At 73.3% G+C, this 14344-nt stretch carries 13 protein-coding genes; 6 read left to right on the forward strand and 7 right to left on the reverse strand.

Annotated features, from left to right (window positions below; translation table 11 throughout):
* Positions 1 to 160 precede the first annotated feature (160 nt).
* Positions 161 to 1054, reverse strand: coding sequence for a phosphotransferase enzyme family protein (locus ACZ47G_RS34755; RefSeq protein ID WP_465749685.1), 894 nt, complete (start codon positions 1052 to 1054; stop codon positions 161 to 163).
* Positions 1055 to 1528: 474 nt separating this feature from the next.
* On the opposite strand from ACZ47G_RS34755, the gene ACZ47G_RS34760 reads away from it, so the two are divergent.
* From ACZ47G_RS34760 to ACZ47G_RS34775, 4 genes are all read left to right on the forward strand, one after another.
* Entirely contained in the window at positions 1529 to 3712 is a 2184-nt protein-coding gene (locus ACZ47G_RS34760) for an MMPL family transporter (protein ID WP_465749687.1), read from the forward strand.
* Positions 3713 to 4014: 302 nt separating this feature from the next.
* Entirely contained in the window at positions 4015 to 4221 is a 207-nt protein-coding gene (locus ACZ47G_RS34765) for a cold-shock protein (RefSeq protein ID WP_196949043.1), read from the forward strand.
* Positions 4222 to 4390: 169 nt separating this feature from the next.
* Complete coding sequence (locus ACZ47G_RS34770; protein ID WP_465749689.1) at positions 4391 to 6124, forward strand: DEAD/DEAH box helicase; 1734 nt, start codon at positions 4391 to 4393, stop codon at positions 6122 to 6124.
* Between the two features lie 273 nt (positions 6125 to 6397).
* Entirely contained in the window at positions 6398 to 7111 is a 714-nt protein-coding gene (locus ACZ47G_RS34775; protein WP_465749691.1) for a ricin-type beta-trefoil lectin domain protein, read from the forward strand.
* A 76-nt stretch (positions 7112 to 7187) separates the two neighbouring features.
* Here the strand turns inward: ACZ47G_RS34775 and ACZ47G_RS34780 are convergent, their stop codons facing one another.
* Positions 7188 to 8087 carry a helix-turn-helix transcriptional regulator gene (locus tag ACZ47G_RS34780; RefSeq protein WP_465749693.1) on the reverse strand — a complete coding sequence of 300 codons (900 nt, stop codon included), beginning with the start codon at positions 8085 to 8087 and terminating at the stop codon, positions 7188 to 7190.
* 115 nt (positions 8088 to 8202) lie between these two features.
* Here ACZ47G_RS34780 and ACZ47G_RS34785 point away from each other — a divergent pair, with 115 nt between their 5' ends.
* Positions 8203 to 9225 carry a hypothetical protein gene (locus tag ACZ47G_RS34785; protein WP_465749695.1) on the forward strand — a complete coding sequence of 341 codons (1023 nt, stop codon included), beginning with the start codon at positions 8203 to 8205 and terminating at the stop codon, positions 9223 to 9225.
* Positions 9226 to 9396: 171 nt separating this feature from the next.
* Complete coding sequence (locus tag ACZ47G_RS34790) at positions 9397 to 9801, forward strand: hypothetical protein (RefSeq protein ID WP_465749697.1); 405 nt, start codon at positions 9397 to 9399, stop codon at positions 9799 to 9801.
* Positions 9802 to 9813: 12 nt separating this feature from the next.
* Here ACZ47G_RS34790 and ACZ47G_RS34795 read toward each other — a convergent pair whose 3' ends face one another.
* The 5 genes from ACZ47G_RS34795 to ACZ47G_RS34815 form a co-directional block, all read right to left on the reverse strand.
* Positions 9814 to 10542, reverse strand: a complete 729-nt coding sequence (locus tag ACZ47G_RS34795; protein WP_465749699.1) for a sirohydrochlorin chelatase — start codon at positions 10540 to 10542, stop codon at positions 9814 to 9816.
* Positions 10543 to 10553: 11 nt separating this feature from the next.
* Positions 10554 to 11456: an ABC transporter permease gene (locus tag ACZ47G_RS34800; protein WP_465749701.1), complete on the reverse strand. Its 903-nt coding sequence runs from the start codon at positions 11454 to 11456 to the stop codon at positions 10554 to 10556.
* Positions 11443 to 12246, reverse strand: coding sequence for an ABC transporter ATP-binding protein (locus ACZ47G_RS34805; protein ID WP_380451736.1), 804 nt, complete (start codon positions 12244 to 12246; stop codon positions 11443 to 11445). The genes ACZ47G_RS34800 and ACZ47G_RS34805 overlap by 14 nt, the downstream gene beginning before the upstream one ends.
* Positions 12247 to 12370: 124 nt before the next feature.
* The gene (locus ACZ47G_RS34810; RefSeq protein ID WP_465749703.1) at positions 12371 to 13534 is read right to left on the reverse strand and encodes an aliphatic sulfonate ABC transporter substrate-binding protein; all 1164 of its coding nucleotides are present in this window, start codon (positions 13532 to 13534) and stop codon (positions 12371 to 12373) included.
* 248 nt (positions 13535 to 13782) lie between these two features.
* Positions 13783 to 14344 (reverse strand): elongation factor 1-alpha C-terminal domain-related protein (locus ACZ47G_RS34815; RefSeq protein WP_465749705.1); only part of this gene is annotated, 562 nt, incomplete at its 5' end.

The raw sequence follows: 14344 nt of genomic DNA on the forward strand, positions 1-14344 counted from the left end.
TCCTGAGGGCGAGAGGGGTGCCGATCCATCGGTCAGGATGACTGTGCGATAGGACGCCGATCGTACGTGTCCCGGTTGCGCGCCGGACCGATCCCGCTTAAGAGTCTTCTCACACTCGACCGGCTTGGCGGCCGTCGCTCAGGCCGGGTAGGGCCGCCCGTCAGAACGGGTACCAGCGCACCCCGGTCGCCCCGTCGCGGAGCGAGTCGACCCGGCGCCGGAACTCCGCGAGCGCGGCCGGGTTCCCGGCCGCCTGCTGGGCGACCCAGGAGGCGCTGGCGGTCTCCCGGGCCCCGCGCAGCACCGCGAAGCCGGGCCAGTCGCGGACGTCCCAGCCGTACGCCCCGGTGAACGCCCGGTACTCCTCGCCGGGCACGCCGTAGCGGTCGTGGGCGAGCGCGAGGACCACCAGGTCGTGCTCGCGCAGGTCCTGCGAGAAGGTCTCCAGGTCGAGCAGCACCGGCCCGTCCGGGCCGACGTGCACATTGCGCGGCAGCGCGTCGCCGTGGATCACCCCGGGCCGCAGCCGCGGCTCCAGGCCGGGCAGGGCGGCCGCGAAGGCGTCCCGGCGCTCGCGCAGGAAGGCGACGTCCGCCGGGTCCACCTGACCCTCGGCGGAGGCCAGCCAGCGCTCGACCGGCGCCAGCAGGTCACGCCGGCCGAGCGGGAACGGCGGCAGCGGCAGCGCGTGCAGGGTGCGCAGCAGCGGGGCGAGGTCGGCCGGGCGGGCCGGGCGGACGGCGGGGGCGAGCCGGTGCCAGAAGGTGACCGGGTGCCCGTGCGCCGACTGCGGCCCGGGCGCCACCGCCCGGTACGGGCGGACCACCGGGAGGCCCTGGTCGGCCAGCCAGTGGGCGAAGGCCAGTTCGCGCCGCGCCCGCTCGTACAGTTCGGGGCCGCGGCCGACCTTGGCGACCACGGCCGGGTCGCCGAGGTCGAAGACGGCGTTCTCGCCGAGCGCGAGCAGCCGGGCCCCGTCCGGGGCGGGCAGTCCGGCGTCCTCGCAGGCCCGGGTGAGCAGCAGCCGGGCGCGGCCCTCGTCGAAGGGGATCATGGCTGGGCTCCGTTCCGCCGTCGTTCATCCGCTCGTCCGGGGGACTCCGGACGGTGATCATCATGACGCACGCGATGACGGACGGACCCCGGGGCCCGCGGCGGTCCGGGGTCGGGGCGGAGCCGGAGCGGGGTCGGGGTGGGGTCATCCCCCACTCGGGACCCTGAGCCCTCCTCCTCGGAGGTAGGGGGTCGGCTCCACCCTGAGGGGGAGGAGACTCCACCCGGAGTACGAGGTCAACGGGGTACGGCCCGGGAGAGACTGGGTCGGGGCTGCTTCGGGGCGGCCCGCAACGGGGGTTGGACCACGGGGGCGCCTTGCCGAGGGCGAGCACGTACTCGTAGGACGACGCCCAGACCTACTTACCTGCCGACCGGCAAGGGCGCGCCGACGCGCGTGACCCGCCGGTCCTGCCGTCGCCCAGCGTCCCGTCCCCCAAGGGCTGCGGTGAACCATGCCCAGGAGGCATCGAGCATGTTCCACCGACTAGGACAATTCGTCGTTCGCCGCGCCTGGTGGGTGATCGCCGCGTGGATCGTCGGGGCGGTCGTCATATCGATCAGCGCTGCGAAGGTCGTCGACCAGACCGACCAGTCGAAGTTCCTGCCCACCCACTACGAGTCCATCCAGGCCTCCGAACTCCAGTCCCGGGCCTTCCCGTCCAGCTTCACGCCGTCCGCCCTGCTGCTCTTCGAGCGCAACGACGGCGGCCAGCTGACCAAGGACGACCAGGCCTCGATGGACAAGGTCGTCAAGGGCCTGACGGACGCGCAGATCCCGCTGGTCCAGCAGATCCTGCCGGTGCTCGACCAGTCGAAGTCCAAGGACGGCAAGTACGCGCTGTCCCAGGTCGCCATCGACCAGACCAAGCAGCAGGACCCGCAGTTCACCGACGCGGCCAAGAAGCTGCGTGACGACGGCACCAAGCTCGCCGAGGGCACCGGGCTGAAGTTCCGGGTCGGCGGTGACGCGGCGAGCCAGCTGGACCAGAAGGACTCCTCGGGCTCGACCGACGCCATCGTGCTGTTCGGCGGCCTGGTGCTGGTCATCGTGATCGTCGGCATCATCTTCCGCAGCATCCTGGCCGGCCTGCTGCCGGTGCTGCTCTCGCTGGTGGTCGCGATGCCGGTCTCCAAGGGGCTGATCAACGACGCGATCAGCGCGTTCGACCTGCAGACCACGCCGATGACCTCGGCGATCCTCATCATCGTGGTGCTCGGAGTCGGCACCGACTACTTCCTCTTCCTGGCGTTCCGCTACCGGGAGCGACTGCGGGCCGGTGACGACCGCAAGCAGGCCGTGGCCAGCGCGGTCGGCCGGGTCGGCGAGGCGATCGCCTCCGCCGCCGGAGCCGTCGCGGTCGCCTTCGCGGTGCTGATCCTCTCCAGCCTCGGCATGTTCACCGCGCTCGGCCCGGCGCTGGCCATCGCCGTCCTCGCCACCGCGCTCGTGATGCTCACCCTGGCCCCGGCCGTGCTCGCCGTGATCCCCTCCAGGGCCGTGTTCTGGCCCGGCCGGAAGTGGATGCGGGAGCCCCAGAACGCCCGCTTCGCCGCGCTCGGCCGGATGACCGGCAAGAAGCCCGGCCTGGTCGCCCTGGTCTCCGGCGGTCTGCTGGTCGTCCTCGCCCTGGCCGGCATCAACTACACCGGGACCTACGACCTGGCCGGCAGCTCCATGCCCAAGGACAAGGAGTCGATGGTCGTCCAGGACAAGCTGATGACGGCCTTCTCGGCCGGTGCCACCGACCCCAGCCACGTCTTCCTGACCAGCACCAACGGCGCCAAGCTGAACGACGCCGAGCTGAAGGACTTCGCCGGCCGGATCGGCGGCGTCGCCGGGGTGGCCAACGTGGTCATGCCCACCAAGGAGCGCGGCCTCAGCAAGGACGGCGCCACCGCCGACTTCTCCGTGGAGCTGAAGGACGCGCCGGCCACCAACGAGGCCATCGACACCGTGGTGAAGCTGCGCGACGCCGCGCACGCGGCGGCCCCGGCCGACACCAAGGCCCTGGTCGGCGGCATGACGTCCGTCTTCAAGGACATCAACGCCGCGATGGCCCACGACTACAAGCTGGTCTTCCCGATCGCCGCGCTGCTCATCATGCTCATCCTGGGTCTCCAGCTGCGCAGCCTCGTCGCACCGTGGTACCTGATGGCCTCGGTCGGCCTCGGCTTCGGAGCCACCCTCGGCGCCACCACCCTGCTGTTCCAGAACATCAAGGGTGAGGAGGGGCTGATGTTCATGCTGCCGATCTTCATCTACCTCTTCGTGGTGGCGATCGGCACCGACTACAACATCCTGATCATCGCCCGCCTCCGCGAGGAGGCCCGTGAGGGCCGTAGCCCGCGCGAAGCGGCCCGCGAGGCCGTCAAGCACGGCGGCCCGACGGTGGCGGCGGCCGGCTTCATCCTGGCGGCCTCGTTCGCGACCTTCATGCTCGCGGGCAACGTCCTCTTCATGGAGCTGGGCTTCTCGCTGGCCTTCGGCATCGTGCTGGCGGCCTTCGTGATGGCGATGTTCTTCACCCCGTCCGTCACGGCGCTGCTCGGCCGGCGCGCGTGGTGGCCCGGCCACGGCGGCGACGCCCGTCCGGGTGCGGGCCACGCCCCGCGGGTCGGCGCCACGATGCCGCCGGAGCCGGTCGGCCGGCGTTGATCGTGGGCTGAACACCGGCCGAACACCAGGCGGCGCCCCGCTCCGGCGGGGCGCCGTCCCCGTTTTCCCGGGGCGTCAAACGTGATCTGTCGGGCAGAAAAGTCCCCGGTCAATCGGGGTGTCGCCGTGCTACAGTCGAGTCAGTTGCAGTTTTGGTTCCCATGAACGCTTGTGTGCGCCTGCTGGTTCCAACCAACAGGCGCATTTGTTTTGTCCGGTGTTTCAGTCTCCGGATGGGGATCGCGGCTACTTGGGGATTCACGAGGTGTGAATCCCTGATGCCCCAATAGGAGGAGACGGTTATGGCTACCGGCACCGTGAAGTGGTTCAACAGCGAAAAGGGCTTCGGCTTCATCGAGCAGGACGGCGGCGGCCCGGACGTGTTCGCCCACTACTCGAACATTCAGGCGAACGGCTTCCGTGAGCTCGTCGAGGGCCAGCGCGTGGAGTTCGACGTCACCCAGGGCCAGAAGGGCCCGCAGGGCGAGAACATCCAGGTCATCGCCTGACGTCAGCCTCCGAGCTGACGCGTGATCTTGTGATCTCGTGAAGCGGGGGCCCGCACCGGAGCACGGTGCGGGCCCTCGTTCATGCCGCCGTACGGCCGGGGCGGCGCACTTCGAGACGACGGCCGACCAGTCCGCGACCGCGGGCTGCCGACCGACGTACGGAGACCCCTTGACCACCCCTGCCCGCACGCCCCGCGACCGTGGCGACCGCACCACCGGCGACCGCTCGACCGCCCGCTCGGCCGAGCGCACCGCCGAAGGCCGCACCGGCCGCCCCCGCCGCAGCGGGGACAACCCCGAGCGCGCCCGCCGCAACGGCGAGGGCGCGGACCGCGCGCGCAAGCCCCGCAACCGCGCCGGCGCCCCGAAGGCCACCCGCACCGCCACCCCGGAGCCCGCCGACTTCACCGTCGTCGAGGGCACCCCGGCCCGGCCCCCGGCGGCCACCTTCGCCGAGCTCGACCTGCCCAAGGCGATCCTGTCCGCGCTCACCCGCGAGGGCGTCACCGAGCCGTTCCCGATCCAGGGCGCCACCCTGCCCGACTCGATCGCCGGGCGCGACGTCCTCGGCCGCGGCCGTACCGGCTCCGGCAAGACCCTGGCCTTCGGCCTGCCGCTGCTCGCCCGCACCGCCGGGCGCCGCGCCGACTCCCGGCACCCGCTGGCGCTCGTCCTGGTGCCCACCCGCGAGCTGGCCCAGCAGGTCACCGACGCGCTCACCCCGTACGCCACCGCCGTCAACCTGCGGATCACCACCGTCGTCGGCGGCATGGGCATCAGCCGGCAGGCCAACGCGGTGCGCCGCGGCACCGAGGTCCTGGTCGCCACCCCCGGCCGACTGGACGACCTGATCGGGCGCGGTGACGTCAACCTGTCCGACGTGGCCATCACCGTCCTGGACGAGGCCGACCAGATGGCCGACATGGGCTTCCTCCCGCAGGTCAGCAAGCTGCTGGAGCAGGTCGCCGAGGGCGGGCAGCGGATGCTGTTCTCCGCGACCCTGGACCGCAACGTGGACCGGCTGGTCAAGCGCTTCCTGACCGACCCGGTCACCCACTCGGTCGACCCCTCGGCCGGCGCGGTCACCACCATGGACCACCACGTCCTGCAGCTGGAGCCCGCCGACAAGGCCTCCGCCACCGCCCACATCGCCTCCCGCGACGGCCGGGTGATCATGTTCGTGCACACCAAGCACGGCGCCGACCGGCTCGCCAAGCAGCTGCGCGCCACCGGCGTGATGGCCGCCGCCCTGCACGGCGGCAAGTCCCAGCCGCAGCGCAACCGGGTCCTGGACCAGTTCCGCGAGGGCGAGGTCACCGCGCTGATCGCCACCAACGTGGCCGCCCGCGGCATCCACATCGACGGCCTCGACCTGGTCGTCAACGTAGACCCGCCGATCGACCACAAGGACTACCTGCACCGGGGCGGGCGCACCGCCCGGGCCGGCGAGTCCGGCACGGTCGTCACCCTGGTGCTGCCCGAGCAGCGCCGCGAGGTCAACCGGCTGATGACGGTCGCCGGGATCCGCCCGACCGTCACCAAGATCCGCCCCGGCGACGCCGACCTGACCCGGATCACCGGCGCCCGCACCCCCAGCGGCGTCCCGGTCGCGCTGGCCGTCCCCGTCGTCGCCCAGCCCGCCGCCCCGGCCGGCTCCGCCGGCGGCAAGTCCGGCAACGCGCGCCGCCGCTCCGGCAAGCGCTCCGGGCTGCCCACCGACGTCGACATGAACGGCAACCCGCGCCGCCCGCGCCCCAAGCAGCGCCTCGGCGCCGCCGCCCAGGGTGAGCGTCCGCAGGCCGCCGGGTTCATCGGGCGCTCCTCCGGCCGGGCCCGGCCGGGCAGTGGCTCGCAGTCCGGCGGTAACTACGGGACGGGCCGCCAGCGCCGCAAGTTCGACTGACGGCCGCCCCGGCTCCCGGTCCCGACGAACGGGCCCCGCGACCTCCCCGTACAAGGGGAGCGCGGGGCCCGTTCCGCGTTCGCGGGCCCGTCCGACCGGCCGGTGGTCAAACAGCTGGCGTGAATCCATCGAAGCTCGCCTTGAACGAGAGCTTGACGGTGGCCCGGCGAACCTCGATTCTTCTACACGGCCCACACAACTGCCGCACAGTCACCATCCGTGCACAGCTGTTGAGTTGACGTGATTCGCCGAACCGGAAGGACCACCGTCCCGATGCGCCGAACCTCCGCCCTGCTGACCACCGCCCTGCTCGCAGGGGCCGCCGCCCTGGCCGCACCCGCCACTGTCGCCCAGGCCGCGCCCTCCTGCGGCGCCTACGTCGCGGGCTGGAACGCGATCGGCAGCTGCAGCGGCCTCGACCCGATGCAGACCTGGACCGTCACCGCCACCTGCTACTACTGGAACTCCACCCACACCGTGCAGTTCACCCGCCCCGCCATCGGCGGCATCGCGATCGGGGACGGCAGCCTCTCCGCGGCCTGCGGCGTCGGCGACAGCGTCATGTTCCCGCGCGTCATCCTGGGCGCCACCCCGCCGGCCGGCCCGACCGGCCAGATCACCGGCTACGTCGGCAAGTGCGTCGACGTGAAGGGCGCCAACCTCGGCAACGGCACCCCCGTCCAGATCTACGACTGCAACGGCAGCCTGGCGCAGAAGTGGCGGATCGGCGTCGACGGCACCGTCCGCGCCCTCGGCAAGTGCATGGACGTCGCCGGCGGCGGCACCGCCAACCACACCATGGTCCAGCTCTACGACTGCAACGGCACCGGCGCCCAGCAGTGGCAGGCCCGCTCCGACGGCTCGCTGTACAACCCGCAGTCCGGCCGCTGCCTGGACGACCTCGGCTTCTCCACCGCCAACGGCAACCAGCTCGGCATCTGGGACTGCAACGGCGCAGCCAACCAGAAGTGGCAGCTGCCCGCCTGACGATTCGTCGGGTGAGTGCCCCGGTCCGCCGCCCGCGCCCCCGTCGGGCGGCGGACCCGGGCTGCTCGCACCCGCGCTACACCGTCGCCGCCGCCGTCGGGGCCGCCGTCGCCGCTGCCGTCGGGGCCGCCGTCGGGGCTGCCGTCGGGGCCAGCAGGCGCAGCCGCTCCGCCGTCTCCGCGTCCCGCGGCGCCATCACGATCAACTGCAGCCCCTCGGCCGCCAACAGCACGTGCTGGTCGATCCGCAACTCGCCCAACTCCTCGTGCCGCAGCACCTTCTCGGCCCCCGAACGCTCCGCCACCTGGTGCTCGTCCAGCCAGCGGTCCGCCTCCGGATGCTCGTCCCGCACGTGCTGGATCATCCGGCCCAGGTGCCGGCCCACCGCCGTGGCCTCGCCGCCGCGCTCCGCGTAGGCCGAACGCAACTGGGCCAGGAACCGCCGGGCGTGCTCCTCCCAGTGCTCCACCCGGTCGCGGTGCACGGCGTTGCCGAACACCACCCAGGCCAGGTTGCACTCCTGCGGCGGCCGCCCGGTCAGCCCGAACAGCGCGTCCGCGCCCGGATTCCACGCCCGCAGGTCCCAGTTGGCGTCCATCACCCAGGCCGGCGCCGGCCACTGCGCGTGCATCAGCCGCAGCAGCGCGGCCGGGACCTCCGCGGGCGCGCTCACCTCCCCGTCCATCGGGTGGCCGCCCGCCAGCCGGAACAGGTACGCCGTCTCCGCCCGGTCCAGCCGCAGCGTCCGGGCCAGACTCGCCAGCACCTCCGGCGACGGGTGGATGTCCCGCCCCTGCTCCAGCCACGTGTACCAGGTCACCCCCACCCCGGCCAGCAGCGCCAGCTCCTCCCGCCGCAGCCCCGGCGTCCGCCGCCGCACCCCCGGCGCCAGCCCCACCTGCTGCGGCGTCAACCGGGCCCGCCGGCTGCGCAGAAAGCCCGACAGCTCCGTGCGGCGCTCCTCCGACTCGTCCATCCCCCCCGTCCTTCCTGGTGGTCGAACTACCAGTATCGCCACGCACTGCCGCCGCCCCGGCGCCCGCGAGAGGCTCGATCACGTCACCGAACGCGCCGGCTCCGAGGAACACCCGATGAATCGTCAGAACCGCACCGTCCGCCGTACCGTGGTCGCCCTCGCGGCGGCCGCCGCCCTGCTCGGCACCGCCGGTACGCTACCCGCCGCCGCCGCCGCGGCCGCCCACCGCCCGGCCCCGGCCGTGATCAACGGCCACGCCCCCACCCTCGTCCCCGAGAGCGCCGTCTGGGACCAGGCCCACCACCGCTTCCTGGTCGGCTCACTGCGGCACGGCACCGTCTCCGCCGTCGGCCTCGACGGCGGCGTCCGCACCCTGATCGACGACCCCGGCACCCTGATCGAGATCGCCGGCCTGCGGATCGACCAGGCCCACCGCCGCATCCTGGTCACCAACCTCGACAACGGCATCGGCGAACGCAGCGGCCCCGCCACCCTCGGCCGGGTCGCCGGCATCGCCGCCTACGACCTCGACACCGGCCGCCGCCTCTACTACACCGACCTCGCCGCCGTCGCCGGCGACGGCGGCAGCCACCTGGCCAACGACATCGCCGTCGCCCCCGACGGCACCGCCTACGTCACCGACTCCTTCGCCCCCGTCGTCTACCGGGTCGACCCCGACGGCACCGGCTCCGTCCTGCTGCGCGACGACCGCCTCACCCCCGCCCCCGGCGCCTACGGCCTCAACGGCATCGCCTACCGCGACGGCCGGCTCGTCCTCGGCAAGTGGGACGACGGCTCCCTGTGGCAGCTCCCGCTCCGGGACCCGTCCGCCGTGCGCCGCGTCGAGATCGCCGACGGCGGCGCCCTGCTCCACCTCGACGGCATCACCGCCCGCCCCGACGGCACCCTCGCGGGCGCCACCAACGCCTTCTTCGGCAGCGGCCGCGACGCCGAGGTCGAACTGCGCTCCGACGACCACTGGCACACCGCCCGCCTCACCGCCGTCCACCCCTCCGCCGACCCCACCCCCACCGCCGTCACCACCGGCCCCGGCGGCACCCTCTACCAGCTCTCCGGCGGCCTGGCGGCCGCCAACGCCGGCCACCCGGGGGACACCTTCGTCCTGCGGCGGGTCTGACACCTTCCAGCCCGACGGCGCGCACGGCCCCGGCCGCGCGCGCCGCCGGTGCGTCCGCGCGCCGTCACCCGTCGGGATGGGCGTGGCTGGTCCGATGCCTGGCGTCGCTGACAGGCTGCCCCTGACGGCCGGCCGGCCGGCCGGCGGGCGGTGGCGGGAGTGGAGGGGCTGATGGCGGGCGAGGCCGCGGACCTCGAAGCGATTGCCGAGTACTACGAGACGCACGAGCTGACCGAGGACGAGATCATGAGTGCCGAGCCCGGCGAGCAACCGGCGGCGGAGTCGGTGATGATCACCACCTCGCTGCGGCTGCCCAAGCCGGTGATGGACGAGGTGCGGCGTCGGGCGCGGGAGCGTGGGCTGAAGCCGACCGCGATCATGCGGGAGTGGATCGAGGCAGCCGTCGTGGACCCGGACGGGTCCGTGCCGCTGAGCGTGATCGCTGCGGCCATCACGCGGCACCAGGAGCGGGAGCGCGCGGCCCGCGTCGAGCCGCACTTCGAACGGGCGCGGCACTGGGAGTCGCCCGAAGCCGCCGAGCGCGTCCACCGGGCGGAGAAGACGACGGTTCGGTGAGCCGCCTCGGGCTCAGGCGGTGAGCGCCGGGAGCGCCCGCACCGCCAGGCGGGCCCGGTCGTAGCGCTGAAGCAGCAGGGTGGCCAGTTCGGGGGCGGGGCCGAGGACGTCGGCGACCAGGTCCGCCCCGTCCGAGGCCGCGGTGATGCGGTCCGGCAGCAGGCCCGGGGCCAGCAGGTACGGGGCGACGGCCGTGTGCTCGGCGCCGGCCGCTCGCAGGGCGGCGAGGGCGTCGGGGACGCGCGGGCCGGCCGCCGAGGCGTAGGCGACCTCGACGGCGGCCCAGCCGCGGGTGCGGCGCCAGTCGGCGGCGACGGCGCGGGTGGCGGCGTCGGCGGCAGGGTCGGAGGAGCCCGCGGCGGCCAGCACCACGCCGGTCCGGGCGCGGACGTCGGCCGAGCGGACGTCCAGCCCGGCCTCGGCCAGCCGGCGGTCCAGGGCGGCGAGCAGCAGCGGGGAGGGACCCAGCACGTCGGCGACCGGCAGCCCGGCGCCGGTGGCCCGCAGCGCGGCGGGGATGTCGTGCTTGGCGTGGAAGGCCCGGTTGAGCAGCAGCGGGACGGCCACCGCGTCCGGGAGCCGGCCGACCACCTGGGGGATCCGCGGCGCGCAGTGGTCCAGGTAGGCGGTGGCGACCTCCAGGGCGGGCCGCTGCGCCCGCACCTCCCGGACCAGCGCGGCCACGGTCGCGGCGTGCCGCGGGTCGCGGCTGCCGTGGGCGATCAGCAGGAGGGCGGGCACCGGCGGCCGCCTCACTTGCCGGAGGCCAGCAGGCCGCGGTTGCGCAGCACCCGGCGCTCGACCGGGGTGAACACCAGCAGCTCGATGGCGATGCCGACGAACAGGATGAGGATGATGCCGAGCAGCACCCCGGACATGTCGGAGAACTCGCGCTGGTCCTCCAGGAACCGGCCCAGGCCGCGGCCGAGGTCGGGGGAGGAGGCGACCAGTTCGGCGGCCATCAGCGAGCGCCAGGAGAACGCCCAGCCCTGCTTGAGCCCGGCCAGGTAGCCGGGCAGCGCGGCCGGGATGAGCACGTGCCGGGCGCCGGTGAGGCCGGTGGCGCCGATGGTGCGCCCGGCCCGCAGGAACAGCGGCGGCACCTGGTCGATGCCGGCCACCAGCCCGTTGGCGATGGAGGGGACGGCGCCGAGCAGGATCACCGCGTACATCATCGAGTCGTTGATGCCGAGCCAGATGACGGCGGCCGGCACCCAGGCGACCGAGGGCAGCGACTGGAGGCCCTGGAGCACCGGGCCGATCGCGGTGCGCACCGGCCTGACCCGGGCGACCACCAGGCCGATCGGGGTGCCGATGACGACGGCGAGCAGGAAGCCGGACAGGCCCCGCCACACGCTGGTCCAGATGATCGAGAACAGCGTGCCCTGGTACCAGAGGTCCTGGAGGGAGTGCCACACGTCCGAGGGGCTGGGCAGCTTGTACGAGGAGGTGAGGTGGAAGCTGTACGCGCCCTGCCACAGCGCCAGCACCACCAGCACACCGATCAGCGGCGGCAGCGCCTTGGTGCGCAGCACCTCGCCGAGCGAACTGCGCTGCGCGGCGACGGAGTCGAGGGCGTCCAGGCCGGCGCCGACGTCGGCGCTGTCCGACCCGGGGCTCTTGTCGAGGACGGGGGCGGTGTCAGTGCTGGCCATGGCGACGGATCTCCCCACGCAGTTCTTCGGTGATCTCGATGGACAGGTCGGCCACGCCCGCGGACTCGATGCGGCGCGGCTGCGGCAGGTCGATCCGCCACTCACGGGCGACCCGGCCGGGCCGGGAGGAGAGCAGGACGACCCGCTGGGCCAGCCGGACGGCCTCGCGCACGTTGTGGGTGACGAACAGGACGGACAGCTGCCGTTCGGCCCAGATCCGGGTGATCTCGTCGTGCAGGACGTCGCGGGTGATGGCGTCGAGGGCGGCGAACGGCTCGTCCATCAGCAGCACCTTGCTGCCCTGGGCGAGGGCGCGGGCCATCGCGACGCGCTGGCGCATGCCGCCGGACAGCTCGTGCACCCGCTTGCCGTACGCGCCGTTCAGGCGGACGAGTTCGAGCAGACGCTCGGCCTCGGCGCGGCGCTCGGGGCGGGGGACGCCGGCCAGCTTGAGGGCGAGTTCGATGTTCCGGCCGGCGGTGAGCCAGGGGAACAGCGCGTGTTCCTGGAACATCAGGGCGGGGCGGCCGCCGGGCACCTCGATGCTGCCGCGGCTGGGCTCGTCCAGGCCGGCGACCAGGTTGAGCAGGGTGGACTTGCCGCAGCCGGAGGCGCCGAGGAGGGTGACGAACTCGCCGGGCGCGACGTCGAGCGTGATGTCGTCGAGCACGTGGGTCCGGGCGCCGGGGCGGCCGAAGGACTTGTGGACGTGCGAGATCCGGACGGCGGGCGCGCCGCCGTGGGCGTCGGCGCCGGGGGCGTCCGCCGAGGTGGTCAGTGCCGGAGTCATCCGCGCACCTCCTGCGTGAGTGGTCGGGCTGGCTGGCTGGCGAGTCGGAGCCGGGGTCCGGGCCCCGCCCACCTGGTGGGCATCGATCGGGGATCGACCGGGCGGGCGGGACCGGACCACGGAGTTACTTGGTGCCGAGTCCGGCGTCCGCCACGGGCGCCTGGCCCTTGGCCGCGAGGACCTTGTTCAGCGGGGTGAGGTCGTAGATGCCGTTCAGGTCGGGCTTCTTGAGGAGCCCGGCGGTCACCGCGTGGTCGGCCTCGGCCTGCAGGGTGTTCGCCAGCGGGTCGTCCAGGAAGTCGATGTCGGCCCAGGCCGGGTCGAGGACGGCCGGCTCCAGCGCGTTGCCGGCCTCCTTCTTGATGGCCTCGTTGGCGTCGGCCTTGGCCTTGTCGGGGTTGGCCTTGATGAAGGCGTTGGTGTCCACCGAGCCGCGCAGCACGGCCTCCACCACGTCCGGGTGCTCCTTGAGGAACTTCTGCGAGACGATGATGTTGGTGATCACGAACTTCTTGTCCGGCCAGACGTCCTTCTCGTTGAGCAGGACCTTCGCGCCGAGGGTGACCAGCTTGGAGGCGGTGGGCTCGGGCACCCAGGCGCCGTCGATGGAGCCCTGCCGGTAGGCGTCGGGGGTGACCTTGTTGTCGGTGCGCACCACCGAGACGTCGCCCGCGCCGGACGCCGCGTCCACCTTGAAGCCCTTGCCCGCCAGGTAGTTGAGCAGCGCCACGTCCTGGGTGTTGCCCAGCTGCGGGGTGGCGATCTTCTTGCCCTTGAGGTCGTCCAGGGAGGAGACCTTGTTCGGGTTGACCACCAGCTTGACCCCGCCGGAGGCCGAACCCCCGATGATCTTCAGGGACTTGCCGTCGGACTTGGTGTAGCCGTTGATCGCGGGGGAGGGGCCGATCCAGCCGATGTCGATGGAGCCCGCGTTGAGCGCCTCGATCTCGGCCGGGCCCGCGTTGAAGACCTGGGTCTTGACCTGGGTGGCGCCCAACTGCTGCTGGAAGATGCCCTCCTGGAGGCCGACCAGCGGGGTGCCGTGGGTCAGGTTGGCGAAGTAGCCGATCCTCACGGTGTCCGCGGACAGCTTCGGGCCGGACGCGGAACTCCCCACGGTGGCCGCGGTGTCGGCCTTGTCGTCGGACTTGTCCGCCTTGGAGCCGTAGCCGCAGGCCGACAGCAGGGCGACGGCGGTCAGGCCGGCGACGGCGGCCGCGGCGGAGCGTCTGATCCGCCCGGCGTCGGGGCGTGCGGAGGTATGGGAGGAGGACGGGTTCGGTGCCATGATGGTGGGTCCTGTTCGCGGACGGACCGTCAGGAGGCGGTCTCGGGGCTGGAGTTCGGAAGGTGGTGCGCGCGGCAGCGGAGTGCCGGGGGCAAGCCGGGCGGCTGTGCGGAAAGGCAGCCCGGTGACGGGGCGTCCTCAGCCCCGTCGGCCCGCACATCGGGTCAAGCCGCCCTGGCCGCTGCCGAGGACGCCGCTGCCGATGCGGCCGCCTTCCTTGTCCATGCCCGAGAACGCCTCGCTGGGCATCAGACCCAGTCCTCCTCTGCGGGTACGCCGGGAGCGTCGCCACCGGGCGCGGCCGCGAAGGCCTCGCCCGCCATGCCGGCGGTGAGGGTGGTGCCGTCGGCCGGGTCGATCAGCAGGAACGACCCGGTGCGGCGGTTGTCGGTGTAGTCGTCGAGGGCCAGCGGCTCGGCGGTGCGCAGCTTCACGTGGCCGATGTCGTTGACGTTCAACCCCTCGGCGCCGCTGCGCCGTTCGAGCGTGTCGATGTCGATCCGGTAGGAGATCTCCTTGACGAGGGCGCGCACCGTACGGGTGGTGTGCTTGAGCAGCACCTTGTCCCCGGCGCGCAGCGGCCGCTCGTTGAGGTGGCTGACGGTGGCCTCGATGTCCTTGGTGGGGGCGGCGGCCGCCCCGGCGGCGATGAGGTCGCCGCGGGAGATGTCGAGGTCGTCGGCGAGCCGGACGGTGACCGACTGCGGGGCCCAGGCGAGGTCCGCCGGGCGGCCGAGCGCGTCGATCGCGGCGACGGTGGTGGTCAGGCCGGAGGGCAGCACCGTGACGGGGTCGCCGACCCGCAGCACC

The organism is Kitasatospora sp. NPDC030952 (assembly GCF_055571335.1).

Excerpts from the sequence above, each read along its gene's own strand:
- ACZ47G_RS34755 (WP_465749685.1), bottom strand. The coding sequence starts at position 1,054 with ATGATCCCCTTCGACGAGGGCCGCGCCCGGCTGCTGCTCACCCGGGCC.
- ACZ47G_RS34760 (WP_465749687.1), top strand. The coding sequence starts at position 1,529 with ATGTTCCACCGACTAGGACAATTCGTCGTTCGCCGCGCCTGGTGGGTG.
- ACZ47G_RS34765 (WP_196949043.1), top strand. The coding sequence starts at position 4,015 with ATGGCTACCGGCACCGTGAAGTGGTTCAACAGCGAAAAGGGCTTCGGC.
- ACZ47G_RS34775 (WP_465749691.1), top strand. The coding sequence starts at position 6,398 with ATGCGCCGAACCTCCGCCCTGCTGACCACCGCCCTGCTCGCAGGGGCC.
- ACZ47G_RS34780 (WP_465749693.1), bottom strand. The coding sequence starts at position 8,087 with ATGGACGAGTCGGAGGAGCGCCGCACGGAGCTGTCGGGCTTTCTGCGC.
- ACZ47G_RS34785 (WP_465749695.1), top strand. The coding sequence starts at position 8,203 with ATGAATCGTCAGAACCGCACCGTCCGCCGTACCGTGGTCGCCCTCGCG.
- ACZ47G_RS34790 (WP_465749697.1), top strand. The coding sequence starts at position 9,397 with ATGGCGGGCGAGGCCGCGGACCTCGAAGCGATTGCCGAGTACTACGAG.
- ACZ47G_RS34800 (WP_465749701.1), bottom strand. The coding sequence starts at position 11,456 with ATGGCCAGCACTGACACCGCCCCCGTCCTCGACAAGAGCCCCGGGTCG.
- ACZ47G_RS34805 (WP_380451736.1), bottom strand. The coding sequence starts at position 12,246 with ATGACTCCGGCACTGACCACCTCGGCGGACGCCCCCGGCGCCGACGCC.
- ACZ47G_RS34810 (WP_465749703.1), bottom strand. The coding sequence starts at position 13,534 with ATGGCACCGAACCCGTCCTCCTCCCATACCTCCGCACGCCCCGACGCC.